An 18564-nucleotide genomic window follows, 5' to 3' on the forward strand; every position below is an offset into this window, starting at 1 on the left:
CCCCGGGCGGTCGCGAACTACGCTCGCGGCCCGTCCGGGTCGGCCAGCTCCGGCTCCACCCCCTCGGTGGCGGGCCGCGTCGGACGCAAGCCGACCTGCTCCCGCCAGGTGGTGAACGCGGCGGCGGTCCCGGCCACCACCGCCACCCCGAGCACCCAGCCGCCCACCACGTCGCTGGTCCAGTGCACGCCGAGCGCGATGCGGCTCCACCCGGTGACCACGGTCAGCAGCACCGCCGCCAGCCACAACGCGAGGCGCGACCCGGGCCGGCCCCGGGTGAACGGCAGGAAGACCAGCAGCAGCACCCCGGCGGCCAGCGCGGCGTTCAGCGCGTGCCCCGACGGGAAGGCGAAACCGGCCGCCCGGGCCACCGGGTCGAGCAGGTCGGGGCGGTGCCGGCCGACGAGGAGCTTCAGCAGCGCGCCGAGCAGGCCACCGACGGCCATCGTGGTGACCACCCAGAGCGCCAGCCGCCGCGCCCGGCGATGCCACAACCAGACCACCAGCGCCAGCGCGGCGATCCGCAGCGGCCCCGGACCGAAGACGTTCGTCCACACCGTCATCGTCCACACCCAGGCCGGATGGTCGAGGGCGTAGCCGTGCAGCGCGTGGGTGACCGTGGCGTCCAGGTCGTGCAGCGGCGGCCACGCCCCCAGCACCAGCACGGCGAGCAGCCCGAACGGCACCAGCACGAGGAACGCCGCGACCGAGGCCAGGGTCAGCCGCAACCCCAGCGAATGGTCCACGTCGAGGCGCCGGTCCCACCAGGACCGGTCACCGGGGCGAACGGGTGTGTGCTGACCGGGCGAATCCATGCCGCGTCCACTACCCAGCCGGGAACCGGATCAGACCGGCTCTCAGCGACCCCACAGCCGGAACCGGCGGATCATCAGCGCGGTGCCGGTGACCAGGGCGGCCAGGATGGCGACGCCGGTCCAGAGCCGGCGGGGTGCCGGGTCCTCGCCGGCGCCGGCCGGTTGGGCCGACCACCGGGTCTGCTGGCGGGGAGCGGTGAAGCCGAGCGGGTCCGCGCCGGTGCCTCCGGCCTGGGCGTCGTCGGTGGAACCGGGTGCCGGGCCGAAGCCGACCACGCCGGGGGAGTCGTTGTCGTCCAACGGGTTGTGGTGCACCAGCGGCACGTCCGCCGTCAGTGCGGCGACCGGGTCGACCAGGCCGTACCCGAAGCGGTCGTCCCGGCCGGTGGGGCCGATGTCCCGCGCGGTGGTCAGCAGCCGGTTGACCACGTCCCCGGCGGACATCTGCGGGTAGCGGGACCGGATGAGCGCGGCGGCGGCCGCCACCAGCGGGGCGGCGAAGCTGGTGCCCTGGACCCCCCAGTAGCCGCCGGGCGGCCGGGCCCCGACCAGGCCGGTGGCCGGGGCGCTGAGGATGGTGGCGCGCCCGGTGATCGAGCCGGGCCAGAGGTTCTCGCTGTCGCGTTCCAGGCCGGCCACCGCGATCACACCCGGCTCGCGGGCCGGGTACCAGACCTTCGGGCTGTTGGAGGTGGCGACGTTGCCGGTGCAGGCCACCACGACCACGTCCCGGGCGAAGGCGTAGTCGAGCGCGGCGGCCAGCGCCGGGCTGTCACCGCTGCCGCCGAGGGACAGGTTGATCACCCGGGCGCCGTTGTCGACCGCCCAGCGCACCCCCTTGGCGACGATCAGCGCGTCGTCGTAGCGGTTCTCGTCGTCCAGGACCCGGACGGGCAGGATGCGCGCGTCGGGCGCCAGCCCGACCACGCCCCGCTTGTCGTCGCTGCGTCCGGCGATCAGGCTGGCCACCGTGGTGCCGTGACCCACCGGGTCGGGCTGGGGGGCGCCGCCCGGTGAGACCAGGTCGGTGCCGGGCAGCACCTGGCCCACCAGGTCCGGGTGGGAGGCGTCCACTCCGGAGTCGACCACCGCGACCGTCACCCCACGGCCGGTGGAGCTGCGCCACGCCGCGTCCGCCCGCAACTGGTCGAGCTGGAACTGGTCGTCGCGGACCCGGTCGGCCCGGGCCGTCGTGTCCACCGGCGCGAAGCGGGGCACGGCCAACGCCGCGTGGGTGACCGGCGCGGCGACGCCGATCGGCGGGGACGCGGCGGCCGACGCCGCCGGCGGGGGCGCCCCGACGAGCGTCACGGCCGTCGCCGCCACCCCGACCAGCGCGCGCCCGGCGAACCGGTGCAGCGCCGTCGGGGAGCCGTGCCGAACCCTGGTCACATCCTCCGCCATTCATCGCGACAGACACGTGCTGCTGGGAGATTACCGGGTTTCACCGCCACCACGGGACGTTCCACTCACTCGCGTCACGGTGGCGGCAGGTGCGCCAGCTGCACCAGCCGTACGCCCTCGCGACGGGTGACCAGCCGGCCCCGCCCCGGGGGCAGCGGGCCGGGGCGGACCGGACCGACCAGTTGCCCCTCGTCCGGGCTGCCGCTCATCACCAGCCCGGCCGTCGAGAGCTCCCGCAACCGCTGGATGATCGGCTCGTACTGGGCCCGGGCGGCGCCGCCGGAACGGCGGACCAGCACCAGGTGCAGGCCGATGTCACGGGCCTGCGGCAGGTGCTCCACCAGCCCGTGCAGCGGGTTCGCCGGGCCGCTGGACACCAGGTCGTAGTCGTCCACCAGCACGAACAGCTCCGGCCCCGACCACCAGGACCGCTCCCGCAACTGCGCCGGGGTCACCTCCGGGCCGGGCATCCGCCGCTGCATGTAACCGGCGACCGACTCGACCAGCTCGGCGGTGTGCGCCGCCGCGCTGCCGTACCCGATGACGTGCGGCTCGTCGGTGAGGGGTTGGAGGCTGCGCCGGTAGTCCACCAGCAGGATCCGGGCCTGCTCCGGGGTGAACCGGTCGATGATCGAGGTGGCCAGCGCGCGGAGGAACGACGACTTGCCGCACTCCGCGTCGCCGAAGACCACGAAGTGCGGCTCGCTGGCGAAGTCCAGCAGCACCGGACGCAGGTCCGCCTCCGCGACCCCGATCGGGAAGGCCAGTCCGGTGGTGGCGGAGCGGTCCAGCTCGGCGTACGGCAGCACCGGCGGCAGCAGCCGTACCCGGGGGGCCGGCGGACCGGCCCAGGCGCCACCGACCGCCTTGACCAGGTCGGTGGTCTCCGCCCCGGCGACCTGGGGCAGAGCGGTCAGGAAGTGCAGGCCCTGCGCGGTGATGCCCCGGCCCGGCGTCTTCTCCGGCACGGTCACCGCCACCGTCCGCTTCACCACCGTGTCCGACGGGTCGCCGAGGCGCAGCTCCAGCCGGGAGCCGAACAGGTCGCGGATCGCCGGGCGGAAGTCCAGCCAACGCACCGCGCTCGCCACCACGTGCACCCCGTACGACAGGCCCCGGGTGGCCACGTCGGTGACGAGGGGTTCCAGGTCGTCGTACTCGCCGCGCAGGGTGGCCCAGCCGTCGACGACGAGGAAGACGTCGCCGAACGGGTCGACGGCGCGCTGTCCGGCCGCCGCCGGCACCGTGCGGCGCTGCCGCCAGGCCGCCATCGACTCCACGCCGAGCTCCGCGAAGCGGCGTTCCCGCTCGGCGAGGAGGGTGGCGATCTCACCGATCGTCCGGCGCACCACGGTCGGGTCGGCGCGGCCGGCGACCCCGCCGACGTGCGGCAGGTCGCGCAGCGCGGCCAGCCCGCCGCCGCCGAAGTCCAGGCAGTAGACCTGCGCCTCGGCGGGCGTGTGGGTGAGCGCCAGCGCGCAGATCAGCGTCCGGAGCAGGTGCGACTTGCCGCTCTGCGGGCCGCCCACGACGGCGACGTGCCCGGCCGCGCCGTCCAGGGCCAGCCAGAGCAGGTCGCGCCGCTGCTCGTACGGCTTGTCGACGACGGCCACCGGCACCTGGAGGGCGCCGTGCAGCTCGGGATTGCCGACGGTGAGGCCGCGCGCCGGGTCGACGGCGACCGGCCCGAGCAGCTCGTCCAGGGCGGGTGCCCGGTCCAGCGGAGGCAGCCAGACCTGGTGCGCGGGCGGGCCCTGCCCGGCCAGCCGGTTGACCAGGACGTCGAGCAGGCTCTCCCCGCCGACCTCCTCCTCCGTGGGCGGCGCCGGGGTGGCCGGTTCCGGCACCGGCACGAGGTGGGTGGAGAAGGTCAGCAGCCGGGCCGGTTCGCCCGCGCCGCCGCCGGCCGCGCCGGCCCGCCGGCGGACCGGCCCGGAGACGTACGCGGCGCGGAACCGGACCAGCGGGTCGGTGCCGGCGCGCAGGTAGCCGTGCCCGGGGGAGCGGGGCAGTTCGTGCGCGTCGGGCACGCCCAGCACGGTGCGCGACTCCAGCGCCGAGAAGGTGCGCAACCCGATCCGGTACGACAGGTGGGTGTCCAGCCCCCGGAGCCGGCCCTCCTCCAGGCGCTGGCTGGCCAGCAGCAGGTGGACGCCGAGCGACCGGCCCAGCCGGCCGATCTGCACGAAGAGGTCGATGAAGTCCGGCTTGGCGGAGAGCAGCTCGGAGAACTCGTCGCAGATCAGCAGCAGGGACGGCAGCGGGGCGAGCGGGCTGCCGGCGGCCCGGGCCCGCTCGTAGTCGCGCAGGCTGGCGAAGTTGCCGGCCCGGCGCAGCAGCTCCTGGCGGCGGACCAGCTCGCCGTTGATGGCGTCGACCATCCGGTCGACCAGCGGCAGCGCGTCGGCCAGGTTGGTGATCACCGCGGCGGTGTGCGGCAGCCGGTCGAAGGAGGCGAAGGTGGCGCCGCCCTTGAAGTCGACCAGGACGAAGTTGAGCTGTTCGGAGCTGTGCGTGGCGGCCAGTCCGAGCACCAGCGTCCGCAGCAGCTCGGACTTGCCGGAGCCGGTGGCGCCGATGAGCAGCCCGTGCGGGCCCATCCCGTCCTGCGCCGACTCCTTCAGGTCCAGCTCGATCGCGCCGCCGTCGGCGCCGATGCCGATCGGCACGCGCAGCCGCTCCCGGGCGGAGCGGGGCACCCAGCCCTGGTCGGCGGTGAAGCCGTCCGGGTCGCCGATGCCGAGCAGTTCGGGCAGGCCCAGCTCGGCGCCGGGCGCGCTCTCCGTCCCCCGTACGGTGGTGGCGATCCGCAGCGGGGCGAGCCGTCGGGCGATCGCCTCGGCGTCGGCGATCTCCAGCCGGTCGGCGGTGCCGACCTCGGCGTGCCCCTCGGCGGACCAGGAGTGCAGCCGGTCGCCGCGCAGCTCCAGCAGGAGGGCGAAGCGGTCCAGCAGTCGGGGCGGCGGGGTGTCCAGGTCGATCACGGTGACCGCGTCGATGCCGCCGTCGCCGGCCAGGTCGGTGGCGCCGGTGAGGTCGCCGCCGTCGAGCAGCACCACCACGTGCGGCCCGTCGGTGGCCGGCCCGGCCGGGCTGAACCGGGACCGGCTGGCCAGCACCTCGTCGAGCAGCCGTTCCAGCTCGACGGCCGAGCTGGTGACCAGGCGTACCGGGCCGAGCGCGTCGACGCGGGCCGGGTGGTGGGCGTGCGGCAGCCACTTCACCCACTCCCAGAGCGCGCGACGCTCGGGGCCGGCGCAGACGGCGATCAGCAGCTCGTCCGGGGCGTGGAAGACGGCCAGTTGGGTGAGCATGGCCCGGGCCAGCGCCTGCGCCGGCGCGGAACCGGTGTCCGGCCGGCCGGTGCCGGGGCGCGCCGGGCCGGCGGGCCCGTCCCGGACGAAGACCCGGGCGAAGCTGCGCAGCGAGAGCGCCACCGGCAGGTCCGGCACCACCGAGTACGCGTCGAGGAAGCGGCGCAGCGCCCCGGCGGTCATCGGTTCCAGCTCCTCCAGCGGCCGGGTGACCGGGGGGACCAGCGGGGTGGCGAGGGTCTGCGGCCCGACCGCGACCCGGACCACGGCGAAGTCCGGGTCGGCCGGCCGGCGCTCCCAGACCCGGTGGCTGTCCACCGTGGACCAGAGCTGCCCCGGGTCGGGGTGGCGGTAGTAGAGCCCGGCCCGCTGCTGGCCGGCGGTCTGCCGGACCCGGCGGCGCAGCGCCGTCAGGTGCCGCAGGTACTCCCGGCGGGCGGCCATCATCTCCGACTTCTTCGGGGTGCCGGAGGCGCTGCCCCAGGAGGTCATCAGCATCGCCAGTGAGGAGAGGCCGAACATGCCGCCCACCACGTAGGAGTACGCGCCACCGCCGCGGCCGAACATCATCGCCATGGCGACCGTGCCGCCCAGCATGGGCAGCACCATCAGCGCCTGCTGCCAGCGACCGCCGGTGACGGCGGGGATCTCCGGAGGCGCCTCGACGGGCAGTTCACCGACCGGTATATCCGGTGCCGGACGGCGTGGCGGCCGCTTGATGACGACAGTGGACACGGAGCCTCCCCATGGCGCTCGGTAACCCGAGCCTGGCTCATGGTAGGTAAAGTCCTGTCGTCCGTCAGCCACCGCTCCCGATCGATATGGAGATAAGTCGATGACCACCGGACTGGCCCGGGTCACGATCAGCGCTCCGCAACGCCGGGTGGACGTGGCCCTGCCGGAGCAGGTACCCCTGGCCGAGCTGCTGCCGGAGGTGCTCCGGCACGCCGGGGAGGGGCTGGCCGACGACGGTGAGCGGCACGGTGGCTGGCTGCTCCGGCGGGCCGACGGGGCGGTGCTGGCGACCGCGCAGGCGCTGCTGCCCCAGGGCGTCCGCGACGGCGAGGTGCTGCACCTGGTGCCGGCCCACGACCAGTGGCCCGAGCTGGAGTACGACGACGTGGTCGAGGCGATCGCCGACGGCGCCCGTCGGCGCGGCAGCGCCTGGTCGCCCCGGGCCACCCGGACCGCCGCGCTCGCCGGGGCGGGCGTGCCGCTCGCCGTCGGGCTGCTCGCCGTCCTGGCCGGCGGGCCGGCGCAGCGCTCCGGCTGGGCCGTCGCGGGCGCGGTGGCGCTGCTGCTCACCCTCGCCGGCACGGTCGCCTCCCGGGCGTACGGGGACGGACCCGCCGGCGCGACCCTCGGCGGCTACGCCCTGCCGTACGCCGCCGCCGCCGGCGCCCTGGCGGTCAGCTCCGGCGACCCGGTCGGCGCGTTCCGGCCGTTGCCCTGGCTGGGCGCCCCCGAGCTGCTGGCCGGCGCGGTGGCGCTGCTGCTGGTCGCGGTGCTGGGCCTGCTCGGCACGGCCGCCCGGCTGCGGGTCTTCGTGGCCGGCGCGACGGCCGGCGCGGCCGGCGCGCCGGCCGCGGCCGGGGGTTTCCTGCTCGACCCGGCGGGCACCGCGGCGGTGCTGCTCTGCGTGCTGGTCTTCGCCGTCGGCGCGCTGCCGCTGCTGGCGATCCGGCTCGGCAAGGTGCCGCTGCCGCCGATCACCCTGCCCACCGGCCCGACCGGCGGGCCGGACGCGGTGCGCGACCTGCCCGACCGGGCCCGGGTGCACGCCGCGGTCGCCCGGACCGAGGAGATGCTGACCGGCATGCTGATCGGGCACGCCGTGCTCGCCGTCGCCGCGGCGGTGGTGCTGGGCGCGACCGGGGGGACCGCCGGCCGGCTGCTGGTGGCGGTGGTCGCCGCGGTGCTGCTGCTGCGCTCCCGGCTCTTCGTGGCGGTCCGCCACCGGGTCCCGCCGGTGCTCGCCGGGCTGGCCGGGTTCGCGGTGCTCGGCGCGGTGCTGGCCGCTCGGGCGGGCGGGGCCGGCCTGCTCGCGCTGACCGTCGGCGGCCTGCTGGTCGCCCTGGCCGCCGTCGCGACCGGCACGACGTACGCCCGGCGCCCGGTGTCGCCGTACCTGGGTCGGGTGGCCGACCTGACCGACACCGCGCTGGTGGTCTCGGTGGTGCCGGTGGCCTGCGCGGTGCTGGACCTCTACGACGCCGCCCGCGGCCTGCTGGGCTGACCCGTACGACGAAGGCCCGGACCGACCGGCCCGGGCCTTCCTCGAAGAGTGTCGCGTCAGTGCGCGGACTCGCCGTGCTCCTCGGCGTCCTTGGCCCGCTGGTACGAGGCGCGGATCTCCGCCTCGGCCTCGACCCGGCCGACCCAGGTGGCGCCCTCGACCGACTTGCCCGGCTCCAGGTCCTTGTAGACCTCGAAGAAGTGCTGGATCTCCAGCCGGTCGAACTCGCCCAGGTGGTGGATGTCGCGCAGGTGCTCCTGGCGGGGGTCCTCGTAGGGCACGCAGAGGACCTTGTCGTCGCCGCCCTTCTCATCGGTCATCCGGAACATGCCGATGGTGCGGCACCGGATCAGGCAGCCGGGGAAGGTCGGCTCGGGGACGAGCACCAGCGCGTCCAGCGGGTCGCCGTCCTCGCCGAGGGTGCCCTCGATGAAGCCGTAGTCGGCCGGGTACTGGGTCGACGTGAAGAGGGTGCGGTCCAGCCGGATCCGGCCGGTCACGTGGTCCACCTCGTACTTGTTTCGGTGACCCTTGGGGATCTCAACCGTGACGTCGAAATCCATTTCCCACGCTCCCTCGTCTGCCCACGCTGGCTGAACGGAACCATAGCGCCCCCCGGACGGGTGAAAGGCCACCCCTCGGCTCCGGACGCCGCATAGTCTTCGGACCGAAGTAGTGTCACCCAGGCGGGTTTCGGCCGCAGGAGGAGGGGGTCGTGGGGAGGGAAGATTCACAATACCGTCCGGGTGGGGTTGACGGACGCGGATCCGGCGGATCCGCCAGCGGGCGGGTTCCCGTGCCCGACGCCAACGTGCCCCGCCACCCCGGGCCCCCGCCGTCCCCCGCGTCGAGCCCGGCGGAGCGTCAGCCACCCCCGGCGTGGCGTCCCCCCGGCGTGCCTGCCTCGTCCGGTTCCGGCCCCGATCGTCCGGGATCCGGCACCGCACCCCGTCCGAACCCGGCGTGGGGAGCGCCGGTCGACGCCACCGCGCCCGTGTCGTCACCGACCGGCGCCATCCCGGTCTCCCCGCCACCGGCCGGGGCCTATCCGCACCCGCCGGCGCCCGTCGCGCCGCCCCGCCGGCGCCGCCGGTGGCCGGCACTGCTGGTCGTCCTGCTGCTGGTCGCCCTGGCCGGGGCCGCCTTCGTGGTCCGCCCCGGACCGGTCGCCGGCTGGCTGGGCGACGGTCGGCCCGCCCCCGCGGCCTCCGCGGGGGCGCCGGAACCCGACCCGTCCCCGGTGCTCGCCGGCCCCGACGCCGGCGCGCCCGAACCGACCCCCGACGCGGTACGCGCCGCGGTCGAGCCGCTGCTGGGCGCCCCCGAACTGGGCGAGCGGGTCAACCTGTCGGTGGTCGACGTGGCGAGCGGGAACTCCCTCTACGCCCGCGGTGGCGACGACGGCACCGTGCCCGCCTCGGTGACCAAGCTGGTGACCGGGGTGACCGTGCTGGCGGCCCGGGGCGCCGGCCACCGGATCCCGACCCGCGCGGTGGCCGGGGCGAACCCTGGCGAGGTGGTGCTCGTCGGTGGCGGCGACCCCACCCTGGCGATCGACAAGAAGGGCTTCTACCCGGGTGCGGCCCGCCTGGACGACCTGGCGAAACAGGTCAAGCAGGCGCTCGGCGGGACGGCGCCGACGAAGGTGGTCGTCGACTCCACGCTCTTCCCCGGCCCCGTACACGGCCCGGGCTGGGACGACGACATCCCGACCGAGGGTTTCGGCGCCTCGATCAGCGCGCTGATGACCGACGGAGCGCGGCGGGACCCGGTGTCGGCCCGGAAGAACTTCGACGACACCCACGGCGCGGCGGAACGCGACCCGCGGCCGGACCTGGCCGCCGGCCGGTCCTTCGCCCGGCTGCTCGGGCTCCCCACGACCGACGTGGCGAAGGGCTCGGCCCCGGCGGCCGGCGGCAGCGCGGCGGCCGGCGCCCCGGCCCCCGGCACCGAGCTGGGCAAGGTCGAGTCGCTGCCGATGATCCGCCTGGTCGACATCATGATCAGCGACAGCGACAACGTGGTCGCCGAGGCGCTGGCCCGGCAGGTCGCGCTGGCCCGCAACCAGCCGGGCTCCTTCGCCGGGGGCGCGGCGGCGATGGACACGGTCGTCGCCGAGTTGGGCCTGCCGGCCGACGAGATCAGCCTCGCCGACGGCAGCGGGCTGTCCCGCACCAACCGGATCAGCCCCTCCCTGCTCACCGACCTGATCGCGCTCGCCGGCGACGGCAGCCGCCCGGAGCTGGCGGCCATCTTCGGCGGCCTGCCCGTCGGCGGCTGGTCCGGCACCCTGAAGGAGCGGTACCAGGTGGCGGCGACGGCCGCCGGGGCCGGCGTGGTGCGGGCCAAGACCGGGACGCTGACCGGGGTGCAGGCCCTCTCCGGGCTGGTCACCACCGCCGACGGCCGGCTGCTCGCCTTCGCCGTGCTCACCGACCAGGCGCCGGCCGGCGACCCGGACGTCCCCCGCCGGGCCCTGGACCGGATCGCCGGCGCGCTGGCCGCCTGCGGCTGCCGCTGACCCCGTTCGCCGGGGGCTGCCGCCCACGCCCCCGGCCGGGGTGTCGCGGCGCGGGTACGGTGGGTGCATGGCGCAGTTCGTGGACTGGGATCTGGCCGCCGCGACCGCGGGGGCGCTGAGCAAGTCGGGCCCCCGGGTGTCGTACGCGGAGGCCACCGAGGTGGTCGGCGACCTGCGGCGGCTCACCGACGAGGCGGCCGGGCACGTGGCCGACTACACCGGGCTGCGCTCCCAGGTCAGCCATCCGCCGGTGCGGGTGGTGGACCGGCGGGACTGGGCGGCCGCCAACATCGCCGGGCTACGCGAGGTGATCACCCCGCTGGTCGACCGGCTCTCCGGCGACCGCCGTCCCGGCCCGCTCACCGAGGCGATCGGCTCCCGGCTGACCGGGGTGCAGGCCGGCACCGTGCTGGCCTACCTGAGCGGCCGGGTCCTCGGCCAGTACGAGGTCTTCTCCGGCGACCCCGGCCAACTGCTGCTCGTCGCCCCGAACATCGTCGAGGTGGAGCGGAAGCTCGGGGCGGATCCGCGTGACTTCCGGCTCTGGGTCTGCCTGCACGAGGTCACCCACCGCACGCAGTTCACCGCCGTGCCGTGGATGCGGGCGTACTTCCTCGGCGAGGTGCAGGCCTTCGTGGACGCCTCGCAGAGCAGCGAGCACCTCGTCGAGCGGCTGCGCCGCGGGGTGGCCACCCTCTCCGACGCGGTCAAGGACCCGGAGAGCCGCACCAGCGTGCTGGACATCGTGCAGACCCCGGGGCAGCGGGCCGTGCTGGACCGGCTCACCGCGCTGATGACCCTGCTGGAGGGGCACGCCGAGTTCGTCATGGACGGGGTCGGCCCGCAGGTCATCCCGAGCGTCGAGCGGATCCGGGCCGGGTTCAACCGGCGCCGCGAGTCGGGCAACCCGCTGGAGAAGGCGATCCGCCGGCTGCTCGGCGTGGACGTCAAGATGCGCCAGTACGCCGAGGGCCGCAAGTTCGTGCACGGCGTCGTCGAGCGGGTCGGCATGGACGGCTTCAACAAGATCTTCGGTTCGCCGCTGACCCTGCCCCGGCTGGAGGAGCTGGGCGACCCGGACGCCTGGGTGGCCCGGGTGCACGGTCCCGCCGCGGCCACCCCGACCGCCGGCTGACCGGGCGCCCGTGGCCGCGCTCGCCCCGCCGGTCGCCGCGACCCGGGTCGCGGTCCGCCGCGCGCTGGCCGGCCTGCCCGGCGCCGGGCCGGTGCTGGTGGCCTGCTCGGGCGGGGCGGACTCGCTGGCCCTCGCCGCCGCCACCGCCTTCGTGGCGCCCCGGTTGGGTCGCGCCGCCGGCCTGGTGACCGTCGACCACGGCCTGCAACCCGGCTCCGCCGAGCGCGCCGCCGCCGTCACCCGATGGGCGGTCGAGGCCGGCCTGGATCCGGTCGAGTCGGTCCCGGTGACCGTGGCCGGGCGACCGGGCGGCCCGGAGGCGGCCGCCCGCGAGGCCCGCTACGAGGCCCTGATAGCCGCCGCCCGGCGGCACGACGCGGTCGCCCTGCTCGTCGGGCACACCCGCGACGACCAGGCCGAGACGGTCCTGCTGGCGCTGGCCCGGGGGGCCGGCCCGCGGGGGCTGGCCGGGATGCCCGAGCGCCGCGACCTGGCCGGCGTGCCGCTGCTGCGCCCGCTGCTCGACGTCACCCGGGAACAGACCCGCAAGGCGTGCGCCGCGCTCGGGCTGACCCCGTGGGACGACCCGCACAACGTCGACCCGTCGTACGCCCGGGCGCGGGTGCGCGCCGACGTGCTGCCGGCGCTGACCCGGGCGCTCGGCCCGGCGGTGCGGGACAACCTGGCCCGGACGGCCCGGCTGGTCGGGGCGGACACCGCCGCGCTGGACGAACTGGCCGCCGCCGCCCTCGCCGCCGCGCCCGTGGCGGCGCCACCCCCGGCCGGGGTGCGGGCGGTCGAGGGTGGGCTGCGGGTGGCGGCGCTGGCCGCGCTGCCGACCGCGGTACGCACCCGGGTGCTGCACGCCTGGGCCCGGGAGCTGGGCGCCTACGGGGCCGCCCTGTCGCACCGGCACGTCGCGGCGCTGGACGCGCTGGTCACCGACTGGCACGGGCAGGGGGCGACCGCCCTGCCGGGTGGAGTGCGGGTGGTCCGCCGCGACGGGCGCCTCGTGCGCCTCGACTGAGGGCCGGAGCCGGCGACTCGGCACGCCGACCCGGACGCCCCTGGGGCATCCACCGCTCCGGCGGACTGCCCGGGAGCCGCCGGAGGCGGTAGACATGGCGGATGGCGTACCCCCGCAAGCCGCTGTTCGCCCCGCACGGCGCCGTCGCGACCAGCCAGCCGCTCGCGGCGGCCGCGGGCCTGGCCGTGCTGCGGCGCGGCGGCAACGCCGTCGACGCCGCGCTGGCCACGGCGGTCGCGCTGACCGTGCTCCAGCCGCCCTCGAACGACATCGGCGGTGACCTCTTCGCGATCGTCTGGGACGGCGAGCGGCTGCACGGGTTGACCGCCGCCGGCCGGTCGCCGGCGGCGCTCACCCGGGAGATGGTGCTGACCGCCACCGGGGGCCGGGCGGCCGAGCCGATGGCGGCGCTCGGCGGCGCCCAGGCGCGCGGGCCGGCGATGCCGGCCCGGGGCTGGCTGCCGGTGACGGTGCCGGGGGCCCCGGCCGGGTGGCGGGACCTGCACGACCGGTTCGGCTCGCTGCCCTTCGCCGACCTCTTCACCGACGCGATCGGCTACGCCGAGCACGGCCACCCGGTCTCCGCCGGCACGGCGGCCGGCTGGGCCCGCGCGGTGGCCGGCCACGCCGGCCTGGTCGGTGCGGAGTTCGCCGAGTTCGAGCGGGTCTTCACCGTCGACGGGCGGGCCCCCCGCCCCGGCGAGCGGTGGCGCAACCCGGACGCGGCCCGGACGCTGCGTCGCATCGCGGAGACCGGCGCGGACGACTTCTACCGGGGCCGGATCGCCGAGGCGTTCGACGCGCACGCCGCCCGGACCGGCGGGCTGATCAGCGGCGACGACCTGGCCCGCCACACCTCCACCTGGGTCGACCCGGTCAGCGTGCGGTACCGGGGGCACGAGGTGTGGGAGCTGCCGCCGCCCGGGCAGGGGATCGCCGCGCTGCTCGCGCTGAACATCCTCAACGGGTGGGACCCGGCCGGCGCCGACCCGGTGGAGCGGCTGCACCGGCAGGTCGAGGCGGTGAAGCTCGGCTTCGCCGACGCGCACGCCCACGTCGCCGACCCGGAGCGGGCCCCGGTGCCGACCGCCGCCCTGCTCGACCCGGCGTACGCGGCCGCCCGGCGGGCCCTGCTGACCGAACGGGCCGGTGACCCGGTGGCCGGCGACCCGGAGCGGGGCGGCACGGTCTACCTCTGCACCGCCGACGCGGGCGGGATGATGGTCAGCCTGATCCAGTCCACCTACCTGGCGTTCGGCTCGCACGTGGTGCTGCCCGGCCACGGCTTCGCCCTGCAGAACCGGGGCACCGGCTTCCGGCTCGACCCGGACCACCCCAACGTGGTGGGTCCGGCGAAGCGCCCGTTCCACACCATCATCCCGGGCTTCCTGACCCGCGACGGCGCACCGGTCGGGCCGTTCGGCGTGATGGGCGGGCACATGCAGCCGCAGGGGCACGTGCAGCTGCTCGCCGGGACGCTCGACGCGGGTCTCGACCCGCAGGCCGCGCTGGACGCCCCACGCTGGTACTGGCACGCCGGCCGCACCCTGCTCGTCGAGCCGGAGCTGGCGGCGCGGCCCGGCCTGGTCGCGGGGTTGCGCGCCCGGGGGCACGAGGTCGCCGTCGCCGCCGAGCCCTCCGTGTTCGGGTACGGGCAGGCGCTCTGGCGCGGTGCCGCCGGCTGGGTCGTGGGCTCCGAGTCCCGGATCGACGGTGCTGCTGTCGGCTACTGACGCCGGTCCGGCTCAGGTGGCGGGCACGCGGTCGTGGAAGGTGGTCCGGTAGGCGTGCGGGGTGGTGCCGACCCGGCGGGTGAAGTGGTGGCGCAGCACGGCGGCGTCGCCGAAGCCGGCCCGGTCGGCGACCGTGTCCACGCTGAGCCGGGTCTCCTCCAGCAGCCGGCGGGCCAGCAGCACCCGCTGGTTGGTCAGCCAGTCGTGCGGGGTGGTACCGGTCTCGGCGCGGAACCGGCGGGCGAAGGTACGCGCCGACATGCCGGCCCGGGTGGCCAGTTCGTCCACCGTGGTCGGCCGGTCCAGGTGCCCCATCAGCCACTCCAGCACCGGCTCCAGGGTGGGCGCCTCGGGCGCCTTCGGGATGGGGGCCTCGACGTACTGGGACTGTCCACCGTCCCGGTGCGGGGGGACCACCATCCGGCGGGCCAGCCGGGTGGCCGTGGCGGAGCCGTGGGCCTGGCGGACCAGGTGCAGGCTGGCGTCGATGCCGGCGGCGGTGCCGGCGCTGGTGAGCAGCCGCCCGTCCTGCACGTAGAGCGAGTTGCACCGGACCCGCGCGGCGGGGTGCCGGCGTTGCAGCTCGTCGACGTACCGCCAGTGGGTGGTGCACTCCCGGCCGTCGAGGAGGCCGGCCTCGCCCAGGATGAACGCCCCCGAGCAGACGCTGAAGAGGTACGCCCCCCGCTCGGCGGCGCGGCGCAGCGCGTCGAGCACGCAGGCCGGGGTGGCGCCGCTGCTCTGGTGGGCGGGGACGGCGACGAGGTCCGCCTCCTCGAGCGGGCCGAGGTCGGCGTGCGGGGCCAGGTCGAAACCCGAGGAGGTCCGCACCGGGCGGCCGTCGGGGCTGCACACCTGGAAGCGGTAGGCGGGGAACCCGTCGTCCGTCCGGTCGGTGCCGAAGACCTCGGCGAGCACGCCGAGCTCGAAAGGGGCGACCTGGTCCAGCGCGAGGACGGCGACCGAGCGGAGCATGTGACGAGGGTAACCGCATCGGTGGCAGGAAATCGATGGGCGATGGCATTTCTGCCACTGTCCGGTGTGGGACGGCCCGCGCAGACTGGGTGCAGTCCGGTGCGCACCGGCGGCGAAACCGACATCAACTACGCGAAAGCGAGCGCCGCCATGGGAATCCTGCTGCTCCTGCTCCTGCTCGTCGTCCTGGCCGTCGCGTCGGCCGCCGGCCTCACCGCCGACACCCGCGACTCGGCCGACTGGAAGCCCTCCGACCAGGGCCGCCGTTGGCAGTCCGGCACCTGCTGAGGTGATTGGTCCGGGATTGCCGAAAAAATCCCCGGCGGGACCGCGCCAAAAGGGGCGGCCCCGCCGACGGGAGCGGGTCGGCGTACGGCAGGCTAGGAGTCATGGCTGACGGCTCCTGGTACGACGCCGACATCGATCACGTGATCATCTCCGAGGCGCAGATCCGCGAGAAGACCGCGGAACTCGCCAAGCAGGTCTCGGCGGACTACGCCGGAGTCGAGGACGGGCTCCTGCTGGTCTGCGTGCTCAAGGGCGCGGTCATGTTCATGGCCGACTTCGCCCGGGCGCTGGGCCGACACGGCCCGCCGGCCGAGCTGGACTTCATGGCCATCTCCTCGTACGGCCAGGGCACCACCTCCTCCGGCGTGGTCCGCATCCTCAAGGACCTGGACCGGGACATCGCCGGCCGGCACGTGGTCGTCGTCGAGGACATCGTCGACTCCGGGCTGACCCTCTCCTGGCTGCTGCGCTACCTGGAGTCCCGCTCCGCGGCCAGCGTCGAGGTCGTCGCCTTGTTCCGCAAGCCGGAGGCGGTGAAGGTCCCGGTGCCGGTGAAGTACGTCGGCTTCGACATCCCGACCGAGTTCGTGGTCGGCTACGGCCTGGACTTCGGCGAGCGCTACCGCGAGCTGCCCTACGTCGGCGTGCTCAAGCCCGAGGTCTACGCCCGCGCCTGAGCCGCCCGTCCGGGCCGCGGTCACCACCCGGCCCGGATCCGCGGTCCGCTCGCATCGGAGTCCATCGAGCGGACGTTCAGCGGGCTCTCAGCGATTCCGACTACGGTAGGTGTCGGTGGCGTGGAGTGATCTCCGCGCCCGGCCCCTCGACCCGCGTGACCGGGCGGTCGGGGCGGCCGGTCCGCGGCTCTCCGCCACGCCGGCTGAAACCCTGGTTCGCCGTACGCGTAAGTGCCGGGCTCGGAAGCTCACATCCGGCACCTACGGTGTACCGTCGAATGACCGCGGCGCGGCAGTTCGCGCGCCCCGGGGTCGAGGCCGGCCCGCACGGCGGCTCCGGCGCCGCCGCGGCGGCGACACCATTCAGACGGTCAGGACGTCGATCAGGAGGATGCGGGCGCCCCGGCGCTCGACAACAGTATGGAACGTACGCGTTTCTTCCGCCGACCGGTGGTCTGGATCATCCTGGTCATCCTCGGCGCCGTTGTGCTCAGTCAGCTGTTCACCGCTGGTCCCAGCTACCACCGCGTGGACACTTCCATTGCGCTCGACCACCTCAACACCGGCGAGCCCAAAATCGACAAGGTCGTCTTCCAGGACAAGGAACAGACGATCCAGCTCAACCTGTCGCAGAAGGTCAAGTTCGGTGACACCACCACCGACAAGATCGAGGCCCAGTTCCCGTACGAGGTCGGCGACGAGGTTTGGAACGAGGTCCTGGAGGCCAAGGCGAACAACCGGGTCACCGGCCCGGCCGACGCCAAGGTGTCCTCGGACAGCATCTGGGTGAGCCTGCTGGTCAACCTGCTCCCGATCGCCCTGCTCGTGCTCCTGCTGCTCTTCTTCATGTCGCAGATGCAGGGCGGCGGCTCCCGGGTGCTCAACTTCGGCAAGTCCAAGGCGAAGATGATCACCAAGGACACCCCGAAGACCACGTTCGCGGACGTGGCGGGGGCCGAGGAGGCCGTCGAGGAGCTGCACGAGATCAAGGACTTCCTGCAGAACCCGGCGAAGTACCAGGCCCTGGGCGCCAAGATCCCGAAGGGCGTGCTGCTCTTCGGTCCGCCCGGTACCGGTAAGACGCTGCTGGCCCGCGCCGTCGCGGGCGAGGCCGGGGTGCCGTTCTACTCGATCTCCGGTTCCGACTTCGTGGAGATGTTCGTCGGTGTCGGCGCCAGCCGGGTCCGCGACCTCTTCGAGCAGGCCAAGGCGAACGCCCCGGCGATCGTCTTCGTCGACGAGATCGACGCCGTCGGCCGGCACCGTGGCGCCGGCATGGGCGGCGGCCACGACGAGCGCGAGCAGACCCTCAACCAGCTGCTCGTCGAGATGGACGGCTTCGACACCAAGGGCGGCGTCATCCTGATCGCCGCCACCAACCGGCCGGACATCCTCGACCCGGCGCTGCTGCGCCCGGGCCGCTTCGACCGGCAGATCCCGGTCGACGCCCCCGACATGGAGGGCCGCAAGGCGATCCTGCGGGTCCACGCCAAGGGCAAGCCGTTCACCCCCGACGTCGACCTCGACTCGGTGGCCCGGCGCACCCCGGGCTTCAGCGGCGCGGACCTGGCCAACGTGATCAACGAGTCGGCCCTGCTCACCGCCCGCAAGGACCAGCGGGCGATCACCAACGACTCCCTGGAGGAGTCGATCGACCGGGTGATCGCCGGTCCGCAGCGTCGGACCCGGGTGATGAGCGACCAGGAAAAGAAGATCACCGCGTACCACGAGGGTGGCCACGCGCTGGTCGCCTGGGCGCTGCCGCACGCCGCGCCGGTGCACAAGGTGACGATCCTGTCCCGTGGCCGCTCGCTGGGCCACACCCTGGTCCTGCCGACCGAGGACAAGTACACCCAGACCCGCGCCGAGATGGTCGACACCCTGGCGTACGCGCTGGGTGGCCGGGCCGCCGAGGAGCTGGTCTTCCACGAGCCGACCACCGGGGCCGGCAACGACATCGAGAAGGCCACCCAGCTGGCCCGCGCGATGATCACGCAGTACGGCATGAGCTCCAAGCTCGGTGCGATCAAGTACGGCACCAGCGGCGACGAGCCGTTCCTCGGCCGCAACATGGGCCACGAGCGGGACTACTCCGACGTGGTGGCCGCCGAGATCGACGGCGAGATGCGGGCCCTGATCGAGCTGGCCCACGACGAGGCCTGGGAGATCCTGGTGGAATACCGGGACGTCCTGGACAACATCGTCCTGGAGCTGATGGAGAAGGAAACCCTCTCCACCGCCGACATGGCCCGGATCTGCGCCCGGGTGGCGAAGCGCCCGCCGATGGCCCCCTACCACGGCTTCGGCAAGCGTCAGCCCTCCACCGAGCCCCCGGTGCTCACCCCGGCCGAGAAGGACAAGCTCAAGGCGCAGGCCCAGGCCGACGGCGCGGCCGTCGGCGGCTCGAACAACTCGGACGGTACGCACTGAACACGGACG

At 75.1% G+C, this 18564-nt stretch carries 13 protein-coding genes; 8 read left to right on the forward strand and 5 right to left on the reverse strand.

Going from position 1 to position 18564, the window contains the following annotated elements; all coding sequences use genetic code 11:
- Nucleotides 1-17: 17 nt before the first annotated feature.
- From AC5L3Z_RS24440 to eccCa, 3 genes are all read right to left on the reverse strand, one after another.
- Nucleotides 18-815: a phosphatase PAP2 family protein gene (locus AC5L3Z_RS24440; RefSeq protein ID WP_494845304.1), complete on the reverse strand. Its 798-nt coding sequence runs from the start codon at nucleotides 813-815 to the stop codon at nucleotides 18-20.
- Nucleotides 816-857: 42 nt separating this feature from the next.
- Nucleotides 858-2219, reverse strand: coding sequence for a type VII secretion-associated serine protease mycosin (gene mycP, locus AC5L3Z_RS24445; RefSeq protein WP_494845306.1), 1362 nt, complete (start codon nucleotides 2217-2219; stop codon nucleotides 858-860).
- A gap of 74 nt (nucleotides 2220-2293) precedes the next feature.
- Entirely contained in the window at nucleotides 2294-6268 is a 3975-nt protein-coding gene (gene eccCa, locus AC5L3Z_RS24450; protein ID WP_494845307.1) for a type VII secretion protein EccCa, read from the reverse strand.
- Between the two features lie 100 nt (nucleotides 6269-6368).
- On the opposite strand from eccCa, the gene eccD reads away from it, so the two are divergent.
- Nucleotides 6369-7769 (forward strand): type VII secretion integral membrane protein EccD, encoded by a 1401-nt coding sequence (gene eccD, locus AC5L3Z_RS24455; protein WP_494845309.1) that lies wholly within the window; start codon nucleotides 6369-6371, stop codon nucleotides 7767-7769.
- Between the two features lie 56 nt (nucleotides 7770-7825).
- On the opposite strand, the gene AC5L3Z_RS24460 is transcribed toward eccD, so the two are convergent.
- Nucleotides 7826-8332: an inorganic diphosphatase gene (locus AC5L3Z_RS24460; RefSeq protein ID WP_334521285.1), complete on the reverse strand. Its 507-nt coding sequence runs from the start codon at nucleotides 8330-8332 to the stop codon at nucleotides 7826-7828.
- A 452-nt stretch (nucleotides 8333-8784) separates the two neighbouring features.
- Here AC5L3Z_RS24460 and dacB point away from each other — a divergent pair, with 452 nt between their 5' ends.
- The 4 genes from dacB (at nucleotide 8785) to AC5L3Z_RS24480 (ending at nucleotide 14185) form a co-directional block, all read left to right on the forward strand.
- Nucleotides 8785-10290, forward strand: coding sequence for a D-alanyl-D-alanine carboxypeptidase/D-alanyl-D-alanine endopeptidase (gene dacB / locus AC5L3Z_RS24465; protein WP_494845415.1), 1506 nt, complete (start codon nucleotides 8785-8787; stop codon nucleotides 10288-10290).
- A gap of 67 nt (nucleotides 10291-10357) precedes the next feature.
- Entirely contained in the window at nucleotides 10358-11425 is a 1068-nt protein-coding gene (locus tag AC5L3Z_RS24470) for a zinc-dependent metalloprotease (RefSeq protein ID WP_494845311.1), read from the forward strand.
- 10 nt (nucleotides 11426-11435) lie between these two features.
- Nucleotides 11436-12452 carry a tRNA lysidine(34) synthetase TilS gene (gene tilS / locus AC5L3Z_RS24475; RefSeq protein WP_494845313.1) on the forward strand — a complete coding sequence of 339 codons (1017 nt, stop codon included), beginning with the start codon at nucleotides 11436-11438 and terminating at the stop codon, nucleotides 12450-12452.
- 101 nt (nucleotides 12453-12553) lie between these two features.
- Entirely contained in the window at nucleotides 12554-14185 is a 1632-nt protein-coding gene (locus AC5L3Z_RS24480) for a gamma-glutamyltransferase family protein (protein ID WP_494845315.1), read from the forward strand.
- Nucleotides 14186-14197: 12 nt separating this feature from the next.
- Here AC5L3Z_RS24480 and AC5L3Z_RS24485 read toward each other — a convergent pair whose 3' ends face one another.
- The gene (locus tag AC5L3Z_RS24485; RefSeq protein WP_494845317.1) at nucleotides 14198-15160 is read right to left on the reverse strand and encodes a GlxA family transcriptional regulator; all 963 of its coding nucleotides are present in this window, start codon (nucleotides 15158-15160) and stop codon (nucleotides 14198-14200) included.
- A 99-nt stretch (nucleotides 15161-15259) separates the two neighbouring features.
- On the opposite strand from AC5L3Z_RS24485, the gene AC5L3Z_RS24490 reads away from it, so the two are divergent.
- From AC5L3Z_RS24490 to ftsH, 3 genes are all read left to right on the forward strand, one after another.
- Complete coding sequence (locus AC5L3Z_RS24490) at nucleotides 15260-15448, forward strand: hypothetical protein (RefSeq protein WP_494845423.1); 189 nt, start codon at nucleotides 15260-15262, stop codon at nucleotides 15446-15448.
- 101 nt (nucleotides 15449-15549) lie between these two features.
- Nucleotides 15550-16125, forward strand: a complete 576-nt coding sequence (hpt, locus tag AC5L3Z_RS24495; RefSeq protein ID WP_494845319.1) for a hypoxanthine phosphoribosyltransferase — start codon at nucleotides 15550-15552, stop codon at nucleotides 16123-16125.
- Between the two features lie 420 nt (nucleotides 16126-16545).
- A complete protein-coding gene (gene ftsH, locus AC5L3Z_RS24500) occupies nucleotides 16546-18555 on the forward strand; it encodes an ATP-dependent zinc metalloprotease FtsH (RefSeq protein ID WP_494845321.1) in 2010 nt (669 codons plus the stop codon).
- Nucleotides 18556-18564: the final 9 nt, after the last annotated feature.

Source organism: Micromonospora sp. LZ37, from assembly GCF_059359015.1.